The organism is Bradyrhizobium sp. B120 (assembly GCF_049075665.1).
Taxonomy (GTDB): Bacteria; Pseudomonadota; Alphaproteobacteria; order Rhizobiales; family Xanthobacteraceae; genus Bradyrhizobium.
In genome coordinates this window covers 6,723,297-6,742,926 of the sequence record NZ_CP185242.1, presented here as the reverse complement: position 1 = coordinate 6,742,926, position 19,630 = coordinate 6,723,297, and the positions used below count along the sequence as shown (strand labels likewise).

Here is a 19,630-nt window from a genome sequence, read left to right as displayed (position 1 = left end):
CAATCAGCTTTCCGGTACGAGGAAGATCGCTGCCAGCGGCGGAATGGTCAGGCTCAGCTCGGGCGTGGCGCCCTCCGAGGCACGGACCTCGCCGATATTGCCGACATTGGTGCCGCCGTAATGGGAGGAATCCGAGTTGAACACCTCGTGCCACTTGCCCGCGAACGGCACCCGGACGCGATAGTTGCGGTAGACATTGGGCGAGAAGTTCAGGACCACGAGGCAGCGGGCGCGCGCATCGTTGCCCTTGCGGATCCAGCCGAACACATTGTTGCTGGCGTCGTCGGTGATGACCCATTCGAAGCCGGCCTGATCGCAGTCGAGCTCGTGCAGCGCCGGCAGCGCGCGATAGAGCCGGTTGAGGTCGCGGACCAGGTTCTGGATGCCGCTATGCCTCGGCTGTTGCAGCAAATGCCAATCGATCGAGTGGTCGTGATTCCATTCGCGCTCCTGGCCGAACTCGCAGCCCATGAACATAAGCTTCTTGCCGGGGTGGCCGAACATGAAGCTGTAATAGGCGCGCAGGTTGGCGAAGCGCTGCCAGTCGTCGCCGGGCATGCGGCCGAGGATCGAGCGCTTGCCGTGCACGACCTCGTCGTGGGACAGCGGCAGGATGAAGTTCTCCGAGAAGGCGTAGTGCAGGCCGAACAGGATGTCACCGTGATGGAATTTACGATGGATGGGGTCCTTGCTGATATATCTCAGCGTGTCGTGCATCCAGCCCATGTTCCACTTGTAGCCGAAGCCGAGCCCGCCATATTCGACCGGACGCGACACTTGCGGCCACGCCGTGGATTCCTCCGCCGCCGTCATCGCCTGCGGGAAGTGCGCGTAGAGTTCGGTGTTGAAGCGGCGCAGGAAGTCGATCGCCTCGATGTTCTCCCGGCCGCCATATTTGTTCGGGATCCAGCCGCCGGCGGGACGGCTGTAGTCGAGATACAGCATGGAGGCGACGGCATCGACGCGCAGCCCGTCGATGCCGTAGCGATCGAGCCAGAACAGCGCGTTCGACACAAGGAAGTTGGTGACCTCGGTGCGCCCGTAATTATAGATCAGCGTACCCCAATCGAGGTGCCGGCCCTGCAGCGGATTGGCGTGCTCGTAGAGCGCGGTGCCGTCGAAATTGCCGAGACCGTGCGGATCGTCGGGGAAATGCCCAGGGACCCAGTCGAGCAGCACGGCGAGGCCGGCGCGGTGGCAGGCGTCGATCAACGCGGCGAAATCGTCGGGCGAGCCGAAGCGGCTGGTCGGCGCGAACATGCCGGTCGGCTGGTAGCCCCACGAGCCGTCGAACGGATGCTCGGTGATGGGCAGGAATTCGATATGGGTGAAGCCCATGTCGCTGGCGTAGGCCGGAAGCTGCTCCGCCATCTCGCGATAGGTCAGCCACTCGTTGCGGCCCTTGCGGCGCCACGATCCGAGATGAACCTCATAGATCGACATCGGCGAGCTCAGAGCGTTGACGCGATCGGGCGCCGGGCGCGGATGCGGGATCTTGCGCTCGTCGATCACGATCGAGGCGGTCTTCGGGCGCACCTCGGCGGCGAACGCCAGCGGATCGGACTTCAGCGGCAGATGTTGGCCGTTGCGCCCGATGATCTCGAACTTGTAGTGATCGCCGACGCGCGCGCGCGGGATGAACAGCTCCCAGTAGCCCGGGCCGCGCACCCGCATCGGATGCCGCCGTCCGTCCCAGAAATTGAAGTCGCCGACCACGCTGACCCGCCGCGCATTCGGCGCCAGCACCACGAAGCCGATGCCGTCGACGCCGTCGAGCGTCATCGGATGGGCGCCGAGCGTGTCGTAGACGCGCAGATGCGTCCCCTCGCCGAGCAGATAGAGGTCGAAATCGCTCAGGATCGGCGGAAATCGGTAGGCATCCTCGAGTTCGACGACGTTGTCTCCGAAGCGGGCGCGGAGCTGGTAGCGCGTCGAGCCGTTCGGCAGGGGACCTGCGAACAGGCCGGCGTCATGGATTTTGGCCAGCGGCGCCGTCTCGCCATGCTCGCCGATCGCCTCGACATTGGCGGCGTCAGGCAGGAAGGCGCGCACGACATTGCGATCCCCCTCGGCGTGGAGGCCGAGATAGTGGAACGGATCGGAATGGCGGCCCTCGATGATGGCATAGGCCTCGGCGGGCAGTTTGGTCATGCAACCTCGTGCGGCTGTTGGGCCAGGAGTCTCAACAGGCCAGTCAGTGGGACGCGGAGCCAGTCCGGCCGGTTGGCCAGCTCATACTCGATCTCGTAGAAGGCTTTCTCAAGCAGGAAAAAGTTGAGCAGGCGGTCGGCCGCCCTGGCATCAGTGGGCCACAGCCGCTGGCCGGCCATGGTCTCGCGATAGGCCGCCAGCAGGGCATCCGCGGCCTGGTCGCGCCATTCGGCCAAAGCGAGGCTCAGCCTGCCGCTCTCGTCGGGGGCGACCTTGAGGGCCCGTTCCAGCGCGACGGTCGCGGCATAGTCGATCGAGCGGATCAGCCCGGCGACGTCGCGCGCCGCCGGTGCCTTGCGGCGCCGCTCGGCGATGGTGCGACCCGGTCCGCCGTCGAAATCGATGATGAAGACGTCGTCCTTGACGACCAGCAACTGGCCGAGATGCAGGTCGCCATGATGGCGGATGCTGAACCCGTCGGTCTCGCGCGGCAGCAGCGCCTTGAGCCGCTCCGGCAGCATGTCGTGCTGGGCTTGCAACTGATCGGCCAGCAGCCGGTCGGCCTCTTTCAGGGAGCCGCGCCGCTGCTTCAGCGTGTCGAACACGCGTTCGGCGCGCGCCATGATCTCGTCGCTCCAGCGCTGCAGATCTTCGGGCCTGGTCGGTTCGGGCGCGAAATCCGGCTGCTCGCGGTTGCTGGCGAGCGCGATGTGCAACTCGGCGAGACGCTTGCCGCTGTGCGACAGGTGGCGCAGGTAAGTCGCATGATCGCCGTTCTCCTCCGGATGTTCGCTCGCCGCCAGCAGGCGCTGCCGCTCGACGAGGCGATCGAGGTGAGCAGCGGCCACGGTCCAGAGGTCGCCCTGGTTGACCACCATGGCGTGCAGCACCGCGATCGCGCTGCGATTGTCACCCTCCACCAGTTCCGATGTGCCCAGCAATGCGGGTGTGTTGGGGAAATTGATCACTTCGGTGAGGAAGCGGCCCATCTCGATCTCCGGATTGATGCCGACCTCGAGCTTCCGGTAGATCTTGGTGACATACTCATTGTCGACCAGCGCGGTCGAATGCGGCTGATCGTTCTCGAAGACGCGGATGCGCTCGGGCTGCCGCACCGGGCGGTCGGAGAAGCGGCTGGTCGGCCGGAATTCGAGCTTCAGGCCCTGCTCGCCCTCGTCGACCGTGAGATTTTCCCGCAAGTTGCGCAGGAACAGGCCGGTGAAAATCTGGTCGGTTGAGACATCGAGCAGCGTGCCCTCGCGCGCGCCCTGACGGACCGCGGCAAAGGCACGCGGGTTGTAGCGCTCGCGGTCGAAGCGCACCCATTCGATCTGCATCGGCAGCACGTAGCGGCTGGTGTTGCCGCGCTCCGTGGTTTCGAAGAAGATCAGCCAGGGCCGGTTGTCGCCGATGTCGCAGAACGGGATCGCGGACACCAGCGTCGGCTGGATCGCCTTCGCGGAATGCTCCGGGTACCAGCGCGTGCGGGCGAGATGGCCGGGCAGCACGTCGTGCTCGAACACGCCGCGCTCCCGCGCCAGCGACGTCCAGGTCGAACCGAGCGGCACGACCAGCGTCTCGAACTCCGGCACCGCCCGCGGCTTCACCGGCTCGGACTTGTCGCGCTCCTGCAGCTGGAACCAGTAGAAGCCGTAAGGCGCCAGCGTGATCATGTAGGGCAGCTCGCCGATCGCCGGGAAGCGCGTGCGTCCCAGCATCTCGAGCGGGATACGGTCCTTGAAGGCGGAGAGGTCAAGCTCGGTCGCCTGCGCCGAGCGCGACAGATTGGCGACGCACAGGATCGCCTCGCCCTGGTACTGCCTGACATAGGCGAGCACCGAGCGGTTCTCGGGGCGGATGAAGGTCATGGTGCCGCGCCCGAAGGCAAGCGTCGACTTGCGCACCGCGATCAGCCGCTTGGTCGCCGACAGCAGCGACGACAGGCTGCGCGACTGCGCCTCGACATTGACGGATTCGTAGCCGTAGACCGGGTCCATGATCATCGGCGCGTAGAGCCGCGCCGGGTCGGCACGCGAGAAGCCGCCGTTGCGGTCCGGCGACCACTGCATCGGCGTCCGCACGCCGTTGCGGTCGCCGAGATAGATGTTGTCGCCCATGCCGATCTCGTCGCCGTAATAGATGATCGGCGTGCCGGGGAACGACAGCAGCAGCGAGTTCATCAGCTCGATCTTGCGCCGGTCGTTGTCCATCAGCGGCGCAAGGCGGCGGCGGATGCCGACATTGATGCGGGCGCGCGGGTCGTTGGCATAGGTCGACCACAGATAGTCGCGCTCGACGTCGGTGACCATCTCCAAGGTCAGCTCGTCGTGATTGCGCAGGAACAGCGCCCACTGGGCGGCTGCCGGAATGTCGGGCGTCTGCCTGAGGATGTCGGTGATCGGAAAGCGGTCTTCCTGGGCGATCGCCATGTAGATGCGCGGCATCAGCGGGAAGTGATAGGCCATGTGGCATTCGTCGCCATGGCCGAAATATTCCTGCACGTCCTCCGGCCATTGATTGGCCTCGGCCAGCAGGATCTTGCCCTTGGCATAGGCGTCGAGCTCCTGGCGCAGCCGCTTGATGATGGCATGCGTCTCCGGCAGGTTCTCGTTGTTGGTGCCGTCGCGCTCGCACAGATAGGGAATGGCGTCGAGCCGGAAGCCGTCGACGCCGGTGTCGAGCCAGCGCTTCATCACCTGTACGATGGCGCGCACCACACGCGGATTGTCGAAGTTCAAGTCCGGCTGGTGCGAGAAGAAGCGGTGCCAGTAGAACTGGCCGGCTTCCGGATCCCAGGTCCAGTTCGACTTTTCCGTGTCGGTGAAGATGATGCGGGTATCGAGGTATTTCTGGTCGGTGTCGCTCCAGACGTACCAACTGCGCGCGCTCGAATTCGGCGGGCTGCGGCGCGCGCGCTTGAACCAGGCGTGCTGGTCCGAGGTGTGGTTGATGACGAGCTCGGTGATGACGCGCAGGCCGCGCCGCTTGGCTTCCTGGATGAAGCGCTTGAAGTCCTTCATCGTCCCGAAATCGGGATTGATGTCGCCATAGTCGCCGATGTCGTAGCCGTCGTCGCGGCCGGGCGAGGGATAGAACGGCAGCAGCCATAGCGCGGTGACGCCGAGCTCCTGCAGATAGCCGAGTTTATCCGTCAGGCCCGTGAAGTCGCCGATGCCGTCATTGTTGCTGTCGGCGAACGCCTTGACGTGCAGCTGGTAGATGATGGCGTCCTTGTACCACAGCTGGTCCGCGGTCTCGGTCGCGACCTTCTCCCGGCTATTGACGGAGGAGAATACGTTCATGACGGCTCCTTCAGGCGACACAGCGCAACAGCAACGCGGGATCGCGCGCAGGATCCAGACGCAGGCGGATGCCTCCCCATTCGAGCGCATGACGCGCGCCGGTGACGAGGTCTTCCACGGCCGTGACGGGGCGGCGGGCGTCGCCACGGCCGACCGTGACGTCGCCGAGCGGAAGCCAGACGTCGCGGGGCTCGGACGATAACGCAATCGCGGCCGCGATCACATTGCCCTGATCGGCCGCCTCCTTGACGAAGCCGATCACGCCGCCGTCATCGACATTGATAAAGCGCAGGTTGGCGAATTGTTGCAGGGCCGGATTGCCGCGCCGGATTTGGTTGAGGGCCGCGATATAGGGCTTGATGTTCCCGGCCTGATCCCAGTCGCGAACCCTGATCTCGTATTTCTCGGAGTTGAGATATTCCTCGCGGCCGGGCACCGGCGTGTGCTCGAGCAGTTCGAATCCGCTGGTGATGCCGTAGCTGCTTGAAAGCGTCGCGGCCAGCGCGAGACGCGACTTGAACATCCAGGATTCGCCGCTTTGCAGGTGGAAGGGCAGGATGTCAGGTGTGTTGACGAAGAAATTCGGCCGAAAGAAGTCGCGATCGGGATAGGATATCAACTCGCCGAGATACGCTTCGAGCTCGAGGCGCTGGGTGCGCCAGGTGAAGTAAGTATAGGACTGCGTGAAGCCGAGCTTGGCGAGACCCTTCATCAGCTTCGGCCGCGCGAACGCCTCCGAGAGGAACAGCACGTCCGGATCGCTGTCCTGCACCTCGCGGATCAGCCATTCCCAGAATGCCAGCGGCCTGGTGTGCGGATTGTCGACCCGGAAGATTTTCACGCCCTGTTCGACCCAGAACAGCACGATATCGCGCAGTGCGCGCCATAGCGCGGCGGCATCTTCGGATCCGAAATCCGGGTTGACGACATCGTCCCAGCGCTGCGGCGGATGTTCGGCGGCGCGCATCGATCCGTCCGGACGCCGCTTGAACCATTCCGGATGCGCCGTGAGCCAGGGATGATCGGGCGAGCATTGCACGGCGAAATCGAGCGCCACCTCGAGGCCATGGTCCCGGCATGCCGCCACGAAAGCGCGGAAGTCGTCGAGCGTGCCGAGCTCCGGATGCACCGCGTCGTGGCCGCCCTCCGCCGCGCCGATCGCGTAGGGGCTGCCGGGATCGCTCACGTGCGCAATGGCGGCATTGTTGCGGCCCTTTCGATGGGTCCGCCCGATCGGGTGGATCGGCGCCAGCAGCACGACGTCGAAGCCCATCGCCGCGATATCGGGCAGCCGCGCGATGCAGTCGCTGAAGGTCGCGTGCACGCCCGGCGTTTTGCCCTGGCTGCGCGGAAATATCTGGTACCACGCGCCGCTGCGCGCCCGCGGCCGGTCGGCGGTCAGGGGATAGAGCTGCGATCGCACCAGGTCGCGGCGAAACTGGCTGCCGGCCATCGCCTCACGCAATTCGGGTGCGAGCAGCGCGCCCGGCTCGCCGGTCTGCAGAAAGATTTCGCACTGCCTGATGATGACCGCGGCCGCGGCCGGGCCACCGGCCTGCGCCCGGGTCAGCATGCCCGCGCCTTCGACGGCATCCAGCGTGTGGTCGCCGCCGTCGCGCTGCTTCTGCTCGAAACGATGTCGCCAGCTGGCGAATTCGTCGGTCCAGGCCTCGATCGCGAAGCTGTAGCGGCCGGGCCGGTCGGGCACGAAGGTGCCGCCCCAGCGGTCGTCGCTGTGCAGCGTCATCGGCGCGTGCTGCCATTCGCCGTCGCCCTCATGTCGCCACACCAATGCCGCTGCGATCACCTCATGTCCGTCCCGGTAGATGTCGGCCCACACCTCGACAGGTTCGCCTGCGATGCGCTTGACCGCAAAGCGGCCGCCATCAACCGACGGATAGACATCGGTAATATGAAAAGTGCTGTGGGCACTCTCGACAGGCCGGGCGGTTTTGTTCACGGTGATGCCGCCATTGAATAGGCAAATGAAGTCCCGGCGCCGGGAAGGAGGCACGCCAGACCCATATAGAAAGCCGCTCGCCGGGCAATGGTTCCCGGTGGGAACGCCGGATAGGGTAGAGCGTTGAACATCAACTATCCCTTTCCCGTATCTGTACAATTTAGCAACGATCCCAATACCGTTGCGAGCAAGCAGCGTGCCGAATGGACCTTTACGCCAAAGCCCAGACCCTGGGAATCCAGACCGAGTATATCGATGGTAGCGGTCACCGCCGTGTGACAACCCCCGAGGCGCTGACGGCGATCCTCGCGGCGCTGCCGCCCCAGACGCCGCGTCGGATGATCGCCGATCCCGTGGTGGTCAGAGGCGGCCATGGCGGACAGACTCAGCTCGCCGAGGCGGCTCGGCTTCCGGTGCAATGGAAGCTCACCAACGGCACTGCGGTGCTCGCGCAAGGCGAGGCGAATGAGCGGAGTGTGACGTGGCCGTCGGGCTTGCCCGAGGGCGTGCACCGGTTGCAGCTCAAGGACGCATCGGGCAGCGAGGAGGTGCCGCTTCTGGTGGCGCCGGACGGCGCATTCGGCGGCGCGTTCGACCGCTGCTGGGTGATCGCGGTCCAGCTCTATGGCGTGCGGTCGGCGCGCAACTGGGGCATCGGCGACTTCACCGATCTGCAGGGCCTGCTCGAATTCGCCCATCGGCTCGGCGCCGACGGCATCGGGCTCAATCCGCTGCATGCGCTGTTCGACGATCGGCCCGGCGATTGCAGCCCATACTCGCCGAACAGCCGGCTGTTCCTCAACGCGCTCTATATCGACGTCGCGAAGATTCCCGAATTCCGCGCCGATGCCGAGACGCAAGCCGCGCTGGCGCAGCTCCGCAGCCGTGACGTGGTCGACTATGTCGGTGCCGCGGCGCTGAAATGGCCCGCGCTGCGTGCGGCCTTCGCGGCCTTCAAGGCAAATCCAGGCCTCGGTCGCTGGCAGGATTTCGAGGCCTATCGCAAGGAGCAGGGCGTGCTGCTGTCGCGCTTCGCCTGCTTCGAGGTCATGCGGCACAAATTCAACACGCCGTGGTGGGAATGGCCGGACGAGTGGCGGCAGCCCAGTGACACGGCGTGCGCGAAATTGCGCCGGGCGCGCGACACCGCCGCCGAGGTCGAGTTCGTCGAATTCGTGCAATGGACCGCGGACCGGCAGCTCGGCGCCTGCCAGGCGCTCGCGCACAAGCTCGGCATGCGGGTTGGGCTCTATCTCGACGTCGCCGTCGGCGTGCAATCGGATGGCTTCGACGCCTGGAATGAGCAGATCGCGATCTCGCGTCATCTCGGCGTCGGCGCGCCGCCGGACCCGCTCAACACCGCGGGTCAGGACTGGGGCCTTGCCGGCTTCAATGCCGCGGGCCTCGAGCAGCGCTCGTTTGAGCCGTTCCGGCAGATGCTGCGCGCCTCGATGCGCCACGCCGGCGCGATCAGGCTCGATCACGCCTTCGGGCTGAAGCGGCTCTATCTTGTGCCGCGCGGCTTCGGGCCCGCCAACGGCGCCTATGTGCTGATGCCGTTCGAGGCGCTGCTGGCGGCGACCGCGCAGGAGAGCACAGCAAGCCGCTGCGTCGTGATCGGCGAGGACCTCGGCACCGTGCCCCCGGGTTTCCGCGAGCAGATGAACGGCTGGGGCATCTGGTCTTACCTCGTGATGATGTTCGAGACCGACGACCAGGGCGTCTTCCGCAACGCCGACTATTATCTGCCGAACGCGCTGGTGACGTTCAACACCCACGACCTCTCGACCTACGCCGGCTGGCGCTCGTTCAGCGACCTCAAGACCAAGCGCGCGCTCGGGATCGATCCCGGCGAGACCGACCAGGGGCGCTGGGATGCGCTCGGCCATCTCGACGACGTGCTGCGCCGGCACGACATCCACCACAATGATTTCTATTCGGTGGTGAACTTCATGGCCCGGACACGATCGCGGATGATGGCGGTTTCGATGGAGGATTTGCTTGGCATCGTCGAGCAGCCGAACATCCCCGGCACCGTCTACGAGCATCCGAACTGGAAACGGCGGCTGCCGGTCTCGATCGAGCATCTCGCGTCGGCGATCGACACCGACGCGCTCAAGCGTGCAACCCGCGAGCGGTCGCACGCCTGACAACGCGGAGCACGGCGCGTGGCTTCTCGTATCGAAGACTATGGACTGATCGGCGATTGCGAGACCGCAGCGCTGGTCGGCCGTGACGGCTCGATCGACTGGCTGTGCTGGCCGGCGTTCGATTCCGACGCCTGCTTCGCGGCGCTGCTCGGCACGTCGCGGAATGGCCGCTGGCTTCTGGCGCCCGCCGGGGCGATCAGGCAGACCTCCCGCCGCTATTGGGACGATACGCTGATCCTGGAGACGCGGTTCGAGACCGAGGACGGCGTCGTCGCGCTGATCGACTTCATGCCGCCGCGCGGCCATGCCTCCGACGTGGTCCGCCTGGTTCGTGGCATCAGCGGCCGCGTCAAGATGCACATGGAGCTGGTGATCCGCTTCGGCTTCGGCGTCGATGTTCCCTGGGTGAAGAAGAACCCGGACGGCGAGGGGCTGCTGGCGATCAGCGGCCAGGACATGACCGTGCTGCGCACCTCGGTGAAGACATCGGGCAAGGACCTGACCACGATCGCCGAGTTCGAGGTCGGCGAAGGCGACACCGTGCCGTTCGTCCTGACATATGGTGCGTCGCATCAGCCGGTGCCGGAGCCGATCGATCCCGAGGCGGCACTGAAGGATACCGAGCAATACTGGAAGGAATGGTGCAGCCGTTCGACATATGACGGCAGCTATCAGCGCGGCCTCGTGATGCGCTCGCTGATCACGCTGAAGGCGCTGACCTTCAGGCCGACCGGCGGCATCGTCGCGGCCCCGACCACGTCGTTGCCGGAAAAACTCGGCGGCGCGCGCAACTGGGACTACCGGTTCTGCTGGCTGCGCGACGCCACCTTTACGCTGCTGGCGCTGATGAATTCGGGCTACACCGAGGAAGCGGCCGCCTGGCACAACTGGCTGCTGCGGGCCGCGGCCGGCGCCCCCGCCAACATGCAGATCATGTACGGCATCCTCGGGCAGCGGCGCCTCTTGGAATGGGAAGCCGGATGGCTGCCCGGCTATGAGGGGGCACAACCGGTCCGCGTCGGCAATGCCGCGCATGCGCAGCTGCAGCTCGACGTCTACGGCGAGCTGATCGATGCCTTCCACCAGTCCCGTATGGCCAAGCTGAAGCTCGACGAGGAGAACTGGTCGCTCGAATGCACCGTCGTTGCCCATCTCGCCGACGTCTGGGACCAGCCGGATCACGGCATCTGGGAGCGCCGCGGCACGCCTAGACACTACGTGTCCTCCAAGGTGATGTGCTGGGTTGCCTTCGACCGCGCCATCAAGAGCGCGGAGCGGTTCGGCTTCAAGGGACCGCTGGTCAAATGGCGGGTGCTGCGCGAGGCCATTCATCGCGACGTCTGCCGGCAGGGCTTCGACCCTGGTCTCAACAGCTTCGTCGAGAGCTATGGCTCAAAGCTGCTCGACGCCAGCCTGCTGCTGCTGCCGTCGGTCGGCTTCCTGCCGCCGTCCGATCCGCGCATCCGCGGCACGATCGCGGCGGTCGAGCGGCACATGATGCGCGACGGGTTCGTACTGCGGCACGATCCGCGCGAGGTGTCCGACGAAATCCAGCCGATCGAGGGCGCGTTCCTGGCCTGCAGCCTGTGGCTCGCCGACGCCCATGTGCTGGCGGGAGATCTCGACAAGGCGCAAACCATGTTCGACCGCGTGGTCGCGGTCGCCAACGATCTCGGGCTGCTGGCGGAAGAGTTCGACTCCGACGCCGGCCGGCAGACCGGTAACTTTCCGCAGGCGCTGACCCATATCGCGCTGATCAACACGGCGCACAATCTCAGCGCCGCCAGGGCCGACGCCGAGAAGCCGGTAGTGCAGCGGTCGACCTGATCGCGGTCTAGCGGCCCATCGTCAGCACGACATCCATCGCGCGCGCGAAACCGTCGTGCTCATTGGTTTCGGTGACATGGGTGGCGCGCGCCTTCACGTCATCGCTGGCATTGCCCATCGCGAACGAGACGCCGCTTCGCGCGAACATCGGCAGATCGTTCTGCATGTCGCCGATGGTGGCGACATTCTCCAGCGCCACGCCGAGGCGCTTCGCGATGCCCTCGACGAAGGTGCCCTTGTCGTGGCCGGGCGGAGTGACGTCGAGATAGTAGGTCTGCGAGCGGACCGCGGTCGCATCATTGCCGACCATCTGCTGCATCTCCGCCTCGCAGCGCTGCAGCAAGGGCGCATCCGAGCTCGCACCGACGATCTTGCAGGCCCGGTCGAGATAGGGCGTGAAATCGCTGACAATGGTCGGATCATGCTTGATCGCGCGCTTTTCGTGCGCGTTGTACTCGCCGTCGGGATTGCGCGTCAGCCAGCGGTCGTTGGTGAACAGCCAGATGTCGATGCCGCGCTCGCGGAGCAGGTCGATGCAGCGTTTGGCGACGGCTGGGGGGATCAAATGCTGCTCGATCGGCTTCAATTGCGGATCGACGATCGAGGAGCCGTTGAAGGCGCCGATCGGCAGTGTGATCGCGAGCGGCGTGACGAGGAAGCCCATCCCGATGGTCGGCCGGCTGGAGACGATGGTGAAGCCGATGCCAGCCTCGTGCAGTCTGCGCACCGCGGTCAGAGCGCCATCGGTCAAGGTCTTGTCCTTGGTGAGCAGCGTGCCGTCGACATCGGATACGACAAGGGCGATGCGGGTCATGAGCGGTCCAGTTTCAGTTGACTGACAATGTCTTCGACGATGGTGTCGACCGAACGGTCGATCGCAACCGTGATCGGGCGTTCGTCGGGCGTCGGCGGCTCCAGCGTCTTGAACTGGCTGGCGAGCAGGCCCGGCGGCATGAAATGGTCCTTGCGCGCGGCGAGCCGCGTGGCGATCAGCTCCTGCGTGCCGTCGAGGAAGACGATGCGGATATCGTCGCGGCCATGCACCAGGATGTCGCGATAGGCGCGCTTCAGCGCGGAGCAGGCGATGACGGCACGTTCGCGGACGCCGCACGTGCGGTCGATCTCATTGGCGATGGCGCGCAGCCAGGGCCAGCGATCCTCGTCGGTGAGCGGCTGGCCGGAATGCATCTTCGCGACATTGCTCGGGGGATGAAAGCTGTCGCCGTCCTCGAAGCGCCAGCCGATCCTGATCGCAAGGCGGTCGGCGATGGTGCTCTTGCCCGAGCCCGACACGCCCATCACGACCAGTGCGCAGGGGTTTTGCCCGTCACCCAAGAGAGTCACCCAAGAGAATCCTCCGGCAGCGCGGCCTGGTCGATCAGCCAGACGGTTTCGCCCAGCGATCGCGCGCGGTTTGCCGGCAGGTTCTCGCCTGCGAACAGGCGCGTCAAGATCGCGCGCTTGTTTTCGCCCGCGACCTCGAACAGCATCTCGCGGCAGGAGGCGAGGGCAGGCAGGGTCAAGGTGACGCGCGGCACGAACGGCTCGACATTGGCCTTGGGCACCCCGACCGCCCAGCGCTGGGTCTCCTCGACCGCGGGATAGCCCGGAAACAGCGAGGCGGTGTGGCCGTCGGGCCCGATGCCCATCAGCACCAGGTCGAACAGCGGCCGCTTCGGATCGAGCTGTTCGGCGCCGTAGAAGGCCATCAGCTCGTTCTCGTACAGCGCCGCGCTGACGTCGGGATCCCTGAGATCGGCGGTGTCGGTTGCGATCGGATGGACATTCGCAGCCGGAGCGCAGCGGTCGAGGAAGGCTTGGCGCGCCATGCTCATATTGTGCAGCTTGTCCTGGCGCGGCACCAGGCGCTCGTCGCCGATGAACCAGTCGATGCGGTCCCACGGAATCCGCCGGCGATGGTCCGGTGTCGCCAGCAGCTGGTAGAGCGCCTTGGGGCTGGAGCCGCCGGTGAGGCAGACCGCGATCCGGCCGCTGTTCTGGTCGAACCTGGCGATCACCCGTTCGGCGGCGGTCTGCGCCAGTGCGGCCGGATCGGCGACCGTGATGATCTTGCGCTCGCCGCTCGTGGTCATGGTCAGCTCAGCTTCCGCCAACTGCGGCCGTCGCGCGTCAATAGCGCGTTGGCCGCCTCCGGGCCTTCGCTGCCGGCCTTGTAGGGTTGCAGGCCGCGCCCGCCGGCAGTCTTCCAGGCGTCGAGGAAGGGCTGCACCGCCTGCCATCCGGCTTCGACGCTGTCGGCGCGCTGGAACAGCAGATTGTCGCCGATCATGCAGTCGTAGATCAACGTCTCGTAGCCGGTCGACGGCTCGGCCTTGAAGTAGTCCTTGTAGCGGAACTTCATCTCGACGCCGTCGATGTTGATGGCCGGGCCGGGCACCTTGGTGTTGAATTGCAGCTCGATGCCTTCGGTCGGCTCGGTGGAGATGACCAGGTAGTTCTGCGACAGGCGATCCACCGCGGTATCGCGGAACATCGCGAACGGTGCCTGCTTGAACTTGATCGCGATCTCGGTGCGTTTGCTGGTCAGCGCCTTGCCGGTGCGCAGGTAGAACGGCACGCCGGCCCAGCGCCAATTGTCGATCGTCAGCTTCAGCGCGGCATAGGTCTCGGTCGAGCTGTCCGGCCTGACATCCGGCGTCTTGAGATAGTCCTCGATCTCGCTGTCGCCGATCCGGCCGCCGCGATACTGGCCGCGCACCGAGTTGGACAGCGCCTCCTGCTCGCTCTGGATCTGGATCGCGCTCAGCACCTCGGCCTTCTCCGAGCGCACCGCATGGGCGTCGAACCGCGCCGGCGGCTCCATCGTCACCAGCGACAGCAGCTGGAACAGATGGTTCGGCACCATGTCGCGCAGCGCGCCGGTGGCGTCGTAGAAACTGCCGCGATGGCCGACGCCGAGCTTCTCGTCGACCGTGATCTGGATGTGGTCGATGTGGTTGCGATTCCAGATCGGCTCGAACATGCCGTTGGCAAAGCGCAGCACCAGGATGTTCTGGACGGTTTCCTTGCCGAGGTAATGGTCGATCCGGTAGATTTGGTGTTCGTCCATCAGCTTCAGCAGCGCGGCATTCAGCGCCCTCGCCGACGCCAGATCGGTGCCGAACGGCTTTTCGATGATCAGCCGCCGCCAGGCGCCGTTCTCCTCCAGCATGCCGGTGCGTCCGAGCTGCTCGCTGATCGGCAGGAAGGCGCTCGGCGGGGTCGCGAGATAGAACAGCCGGTTGCCGCCGGTGCCGCGCGCCGTCTCGAGCTTGTCGAGCCGCTCGTTCATCGCATCAAAGGACGCCGGATCGCGCGGATCGGCTTCGATCGCGGTGACGCATTCGAACAGCCGCTTTGCGATCGCCTCGTCCACGGGGCGGGTGGCGAATTTGCGCAACCCTTGCAACAGACTGTCGGTCAGCTGCTCGCTCGACATGCCCTTGCGGACGATGCCGACGACGCAGAATTTTTCCGGCAGCAAATTGCCGGCGGCGAGATTGTAGAGCGCCGGGACGACCAGCCGGTGTGTCAGATCACCGGTGGCGCCGAAGATGATGAAGGAGCAAGGATCGGGTTTCTTCTGCACGTGACCTTCCGCGGTTATCTCTAGAGCTCCGTTCCGATTGTATCGGAACCGAGCTCTCGATTCTTGTCTTGACGCGTTTTCTTCACGCGAACCGGTGCCCACTTCGCTTGAAAACGCTTTTAGGCCTTCTTCGGCGGCTCCTTGTGGCCGCCAAAGCCTGCGCGCATCGCCGAGAGGATCTTCTCGGCGAAGGTGTGATCCTTGCGCGAACGGAAGCGGGTGTAGAGCGCCGCCGTCAGAACCTCGGCCGGCACCGCCTCGTCGACCGCGGCATTGACGGTCCAGCGGCCTTCGCCGGAATCCTCGACGAAGCCGGAGTAATTGTCGAGCGTGTGGTTTTGCGCCAGCGCCGAGGCGGTGAGGTCGAGCAGCCAGGATGGGATCACGCTGCCGCGCCGCCAGACTTCGGCGATATCGGCGATGTCGAGATCGAAACGATGCTCGGGCGGCAGCGCCTCGATATTGGCGTTCTTCAGGATGTCGAAGCCTTCGGCATAGGCCTGCATCAGGCCGTATTCGATGCCGTTATGGATCATCTTGACGAAATGCCCGGCGCCGATAGGACCGGCGTGGATGTAGCCCTGCTCGATGCGCGGATCGCGGCCGTCGCGGCCGGAGGTGCGCGGGATGTCGCCGATGCCGGGCGCCAACGTCTTGAAGATCGGATCGAGCCGGTCAACGACGGGTTTGTCGCCGCCGATCATCATGCAGTAGCCGCGCTCGATGCCCCAGATGCCGCCGCTGGTGCCGACGTCGACGTAATGCAGCCCGCGCTCCCTGAGCGCCTTGCCGCGCCGGACGTCGTCCTGCCAGAAGGTGTTGCCGCCGTCGATGATGACGTCGCCGGGCTGCATCAGCTTCGACAGCGCCTCGATGGTGGCTTCGGTGATCTTGCCGGCCGGCAGCATCACCCAGGCGGTGCGTGGCGCCTCCAGCTTGAGGACGAAATCCTCCAGCGACGAGGAACCGGTGGCATTGTCGGCGACGAGCGCCGCGACCGCCTTCGGATCCTTGTCGTAGACCACGGTGGTGTGACCCTGGGTCATCAGGCGGCGGACGATGTTGCCGCCCATTCGCCCGAGGCCGATCATGCCGAGTTGCATTGCTCGCCTCCGTCAGTTCAGTGCGGCCGAGATCGCGGCATCGAGTGCCGCAAGCCCGGAGGTGAGGTCGCCCTTGAGGTGCACGCGCAGCGCCCGCCGGCCTCGCTCGGTGAGCACGTCGAAATCGCCGCGCGCCTGCGCCGCCTTGATCACGCCGAAGCTCGCCTTCTGGCCGGGTACGGCCAGGTCCTTGCTGTCGTCGGCCGTCACCTGCAGGAACACGCCGCTGTCGGGCCCGCCTTTGTAGGCCTGTCCGGTCGAATGCAGGAAGCGCGGTCCGAACTCGGCGCAGGTCGCAAGGTGTTTCGCATCGCGCACCTTGAGCCGCATCGCCTGCATGGCGTCGATGGTGTCGCCGTCGCGCTCGATATAGGCGAGCAGGGCGACATAGTCGCCGCGGCCGGAGCGCGAGAGGTGGGCCTTGATCCAGGAATTGAGGTCGCCATTGGCGCCGGCCTTGCGCAGCTCCTCAGCGTTCTGCGCGTCGGTGTAGAGCTCGACGCCATCCGCCGACACCACCGGCCGCTCGGCCGGCAGCGACCCGGTCTTCTCGAACGCTGCCGTCAGCTCGCGCGTCTTGATCTTGGCGGCCTCGACGTCGGGCTGGTTGAACGGGTTGATGCCGAGGATCGCGCCTGCCACCGCGGTCGCGATCTCGAAGCGGAAGAACTCCTGGCCGATATGGTCGATCGATTTCATCACGATCCGGACCACGGGATGGCCGGCGGCTTCGAGCGCGGCGAGCTTGGCCTCATGCGCGGCGTCGTGCTCGCCCTCGGTGCGGAGGTCGATGAAGAAGCGGTCGTTGCCGTAGACCGCGGCGTCGCCGATGGTCTCGCCCTCGATCGGGATCAGGCCCTTGCCGTCCTTGCCGGTCGATTCCGCGATCAGCTGCTCGGCCCAGGCGCCGAAATCGGCGACCTCGGGCGAGGCGAAGATCGTCACCTTGTCGCGGCCTTCGAGCCCGGCGATGCCCATCGCCAGCCCGAGCTGGACGCCCGGGTTTTCCTGTGGCGGCACGTCGGCGCCGCAGGAGCGCACCATGGCCAGCGTATGGCCGAGCAGGCTGCGGACGTCGATGCCCGCGGCGGCCGCCGGCACCAGGCCGAACGGCGACAGCACGGAATAGCGGCCGCCGATCGCAGGGTCGCCGTAGAAGATGCGGGCAAAGCCCTGCTTGATCGCGACCTTCTGCAGCGACGAACCGGGATCGGTCACTGCGATGAAGCGGTGGCCGGCCTTGTCCTTGCCGATCGCCTTGGCCACCCGGTCGAAGAAATAGTCCTTCATCACGTTCGGCTCGGTGGTGCCGCCGGATTTGGAGGAGACGATGAACAGCGTCTTGGCGATGTCGACATACTCCTCCATCGCGCGGACCTGCGCCGGGTCGGTGGAATCGAGCACGTGCAGCCGCGGGAAGCCGGATCTGTGCGGGAAGGTCTGGGCCAGCACCTCCGGCCCGAGGCTCGATCCGCCCATGCCGAGCACGACGGCGTCGGTGAAGTTCTGTCCCTTCACGCGCTTGGCGAAATCCTCATAGTCGGCAACGTCGGCGGTCGCAGCGCTGGTCAGCCAGCCCAGCCATTTGTCCTCGTCATCGCCGGTCCAGACCGACTTGTCCTTGTGCCAGAGCCTTCGGATCTTGGCCGACGCGCGCCATTCCTCGGTGCTCTTCTCGAGCGCCTTCTCGATCGTGGTGCCGAGCGCCAGCTTCTGATGGTCGATGCCGCCGCCGAGCGAGGTCGCGCGCTTGTGGGCGACCGCGCCGTACAGCTTGTCGGCCGCGTCGGCGAACAGCTTGACGCCGTCCTTGACCAGCTCCTCGGTGATCGCATCGAGCGAGATGCCGGACTTCTCCAGCTCCTCCAGCACGTGGCGGGCGTCCTCGACATTCTCCTCGAGGCTGTCGCGGACCTTGCCGTGGTCGCGGAACGCATCGAGGGTTGCCGGCGGCACGGTGTTGACGGTGTCGGGGCCGATCAGCTCCTCGACATAGAGCACGTCGCTATAGTCCTTGTTCTTGGTGCCGGTCGACGCCCACAACAGCCGCTGCGGCTTGGCGCCCTTGGCGGTGAGCTTGTCCCAGCGCGGGCCTGAGAACAGGCGCTTGTAGTCCTGGTAGGCGAGCTTTGCGTTGGCGATCGCGACCTTGCCCTTCAGCGCCGCGAGCCGCTCCTTCTCCGAGGGGTCGTTGGCGCGCGCGATCTTCTCGTCGAGCTGCTTGTCGACGGCACTGTCGATGCGGCTGACGAAGAAGCTGGCGACGCTTGCGACATGGGAGGGATCGCCGCCCTTGGCGACGTACTTCTCCAGGCCCTTGAGATAGGCTTCCGCGACCTGGCGATAGACCTTCTGCGAGAACAGCAGCGTGATGTTGATGCTGATGCCTTCGCCGATCAGGTACTCGACCGCCGGCAGGCCCTCCGGCGTCGCCGGCACCTTGACCATCAGGTTCTTGCGGTGGACGTCCTTCCAGAGCCGCTCGGCCTCCGCGATCGTGCCCTTGGTGTCCATGGCGAGATACGGCGACACTTCGAGGCTGACGAAGCCGTCGCCGCCATGGCTCTGGTCGTAGACCGGGCGCAGCACGTCGGCGGCGTGCTGGATATCCTCTACCGCAAGGTGCTCGAACAGGTCGGCGACCGAGCGGTCGCCCTTCTTGAGGGCCTTGCCGATCGCCCCGTCATACTCGTCCGAGCTGCCGATCGCCTTCTCGAAGATCGAGGGGTTGGACGTCACGCCTTTGACGCCGTCGGTCTCGATCAGCCGCTTCAGGTCGCCCTTGGCGACGAAGCCGCGGGCAAGGAAGTCCAGCCAGACGGCCTGGCGGTGATTTTCGAGTGCTTTGACGGGGTTCATGGGTGCCTGTTCTCGTTCGATCGAGGGTCGATTTTTGGGTTCCCGGGCAGCTTTCGGGGGTGGAGGCGGATTGTCAACATGGCTGGGGGCCCGGGCGGAATATCAGCATTCCCAAGGGATAACGCCATTCACAACAGTTCGATCCCCTCGGATGCGGGTGCGAGCAGACCCTGATCTCGGCACATTTTTATGACGCGTTGCCGGCGCGCGGCCGTGCGTCAGGGCCGCAGGTAGAGGTAGCCCTGGGATTGCAGCTCGGCGAGGCGGACCACGCCGCCGCGCTCGGCGGCGACGAAGCCGGGCAGCAGGTCGTTCAGGCCGATGTTCTGCGATTTCATGGTGTTGCCGCAGGCGGCAAGCTCGATGCCGTCCTTGCTGAGCAGCCCGACATGCTTCGACAGGTCGGGATTGGCGGTCGCCGAATGGAACGCCTTCAGCGCCTGGCCGTGCACCACGAGCGCGATCGTCACATTGCCGGGGCCGCCGACGCCGTCGAGATGGTTCTGGATGTTGCCGATCACGAAACTGACCTTGCCGAGGTCGTCGAGGTGATAGACCACCTTCAGCTTTCCCGGTGGTGAGGTCTCAGCAGCGGCGTTCGCCCGCGACGCTGCAAAGGCAGCGCCGATCGCCGAGAGGGTGCCCCACAGGATGCTGCGTCGGTGCATGGCGTCCCTCGCGCGATATTG

General features: G+C 65.7%; 12 protein-coding genes. 2 read left to right on the top strand and 10 right to left on the bottom strand.

Features of this window, described 5'->3' with window-relative positions:
* Positions 1–3 precede the first annotated feature (3 nt).
* Genes glgB through ACOIX3_RS31295 form a run of 3 tightly spaced genes read right to left on the bottom strand, consistent with a single transcriptional unit; the run spans position 4 to position 7,413 of the window.
* Positions 4–2,151: a 1,4-alpha-glucan branching protein GlgB gene (gene glgB / locus ACOIX3_RS31305; RefSeq protein WP_420965807.1), complete on the bottom strand. Its 2,148-nt coding sequence runs from the start codon at positions 2,149–2,151 to the stop codon at positions 4–6.
* Positions 2,148–5,453 (bottom strand): maltose alpha-D-glucosyltransferase, encoded by a 3,306-nt coding sequence (treS, locus tag ACOIX3_RS31300; protein ID WP_420965806.1) that lies wholly within the window; start codon positions 5,451–5,453, stop codon positions 2,148–2,150. The genes glgB and treS overlap by 4 nt, the downstream gene beginning before the upstream one ends.
* Positions 5,454–5,463: 10 nt before the next feature.
* Entirely contained in the window at positions 5,464–7,413 is a 1,950-nt protein-coding gene (locus ACOIX3_RS31295) for an alpha-1,4-glucan--maltose-1-phosphate maltosyltransferase (protein WP_420965805.1), read from the bottom strand.
* 203 nt (positions 7,414–7,616) lie between these two features.
* Between ACOIX3_RS31295 and malQ the strand changes: the two genes are divergently transcribed.
* Together malQ and ACOIX3_RS31285 are read left to right on the top strand one after the other, a co-directional pair.
* Complete coding sequence (gene malQ, locus ACOIX3_RS31290) at positions 7,617–9,563, top strand: 4-alpha-glucanotransferase (RefSeq protein ID WP_420965804.1); 1,947 nt, start codon at positions 7,617–7,619, stop codon at positions 9,561–9,563.
* 18 nt (positions 9,564–9,581) lie between these two features.
* A complete protein-coding gene (locus ACOIX3_RS31285; RefSeq protein WP_420965803.1) occupies positions 9,582–11,390 on the top strand; it encodes a glycoside hydrolase family 15 protein in 1,809 nt (602 codons plus the stop codon).
* Positions 11,391–11,397: 7 nt separating this feature from the next.
* Here the strand turns inward: ACOIX3_RS31285 and ACOIX3_RS31280 are convergent, their stop codons facing one another.
* From ACOIX3_RS31280 to ACOIX3_RS31250, 7 genes are all read right to left on the bottom strand, one after another.
* The gene (locus ACOIX3_RS31280; RefSeq protein ID WP_420965802.1) at positions 11,398–12,204 is read right to left on the bottom strand and encodes a Cof-type HAD-IIB family hydrolase; all 807 of its coding nucleotides are present in this window, start codon (positions 12,202–12,204) and stop codon (positions 11,398–11,400) included.
* Positions 12,201–12,689 carry a gluconokinase gene (locus ACOIX3_RS31275; protein ID WP_420971834.1) on the bottom strand — a complete coding sequence of 163 codons (489 nt, stop codon included), beginning with the start codon at positions 12,687–12,689 and terminating at the stop codon, positions 12,201–12,203. The genes ACOIX3_RS31280 and ACOIX3_RS31275 overlap by 4 nt, the downstream gene beginning before the upstream one ends.
* 41 nt (positions 12,690–12,730) lie before the next feature.
* Positions 12,731–13,483: a 6-phosphogluconolactonase gene (gene pgl, locus ACOIX3_RS31270; RefSeq protein WP_420965801.1), complete on the bottom strand. Its 753-nt coding sequence runs from the start codon at positions 13,481–13,483 to the stop codon at positions 12,731–12,733.
* Between the two features lie 2 nt (positions 13,484–13,485).
* Entirely contained in the window at positions 13,486–14,979 is a 1,494-nt protein-coding gene (zwf, locus tag ACOIX3_RS31265) for a glucose-6-phosphate dehydrogenase (protein WP_420965800.1), read from the bottom strand.
* A 119-nt stretch (positions 14,980–15,098) separates the two neighbouring features.
* On the bottom strand, positions 15,099–16,082 hold the full coding sequence (gnd, locus tag ACOIX3_RS31260) for a phosphogluconate dehydrogenase (NAD(+)-dependent, decarboxylating) (RefSeq protein ID WP_420965799.1): 984 nt from the start codon (positions 16,080–16,082) through the stop codon (positions 15,099–15,101).
* 12 nt (positions 16,083–16,094) lie between these two features.
* Positions 16,095–18,941 carry a bifunctional transaldolase/phosoglucose isomerase gene (locus ACOIX3_RS31255; RefSeq protein WP_420965797.1) on the bottom strand — a complete coding sequence of 949 codons (2,847 nt, stop codon included), beginning with the start codon at positions 18,939–18,941 and terminating at the stop codon, positions 16,095–16,097.
* Positions 18,942–19,159: 218 nt separating this feature from the next.
* A complete protein-coding gene (locus tag ACOIX3_RS31250) occupies positions 19,160–19,609 on the bottom strand; it encodes a DsrE family protein (RefSeq protein ID WP_420965796.1) in 450 nt (149 codons plus the stop codon).
* Between the last annotated feature and the right edge of the window lie 21 nt (positions 19,610–19,630).

Excerpts from the sequence above, each read along its gene's own strand:
- ACOIX3_RS31280 (WP_420965802.1), bottom strand. The coding sequence starts at position 12,204 with ATGACCCGCATCGCCCTTGTCGTATCCGATGTCGACGGCACGCTGCTC.
- gnd (WP_420965799.1), bottom strand. The coding sequence starts at position 16,082 with ATGCAACTCGGCATGATCGGCCTCGGGCGAATGGGCGGCAACATCGTC.
- ACOIX3_RS31255 (WP_420965797.1), bottom strand. The coding sequence starts at position 18,941 with ATGAACCCCGTCAAAGCACTCGAAAATCACCGCCAGGCCGTCTGGCTG.
- malQ (WP_420965804.1), top strand. The coding sequence starts at position 7,617 with ATGGACCTTTACGCCAAAGCCCAGACCCTGGGAATCCAGACCGAGTAT.
- ACOIX3_RS31275 (WP_420971834.1), bottom strand. The coding sequence starts at position 12,689 with ATGGGCGTGTCGGGCTCGGGCAAGAGCACCATCGCCGACCGCCTTGCG.
- ACOIX3_RS31250 (WP_420965796.1), bottom strand. The coding sequence starts at position 19,609 with ATGCACCGACGCAGCATCCTGTGGGGCACCCTCTCGGCGATCGGCGCT.
- pgl (WP_420965801.1), bottom strand. The coding sequence starts at position 13,483 with ATGACCACGAGCGGCGAGCGCAAGATCATCACGGTCGCCGATCCGGCC.
- glgB (WP_420965807.1), bottom strand. The coding sequence starts at position 2,151 with ATGACCAAACTGCCCGCCGAGGCCTATGCCATCATCGAGGGCCGCCAT.
- treS (WP_420965806.1), bottom strand. The coding sequence starts at position 5,453 with ATGAACGTATTCTCCTCCGTCAATAGCCGGGAGAAGGTCGCGACCGAG.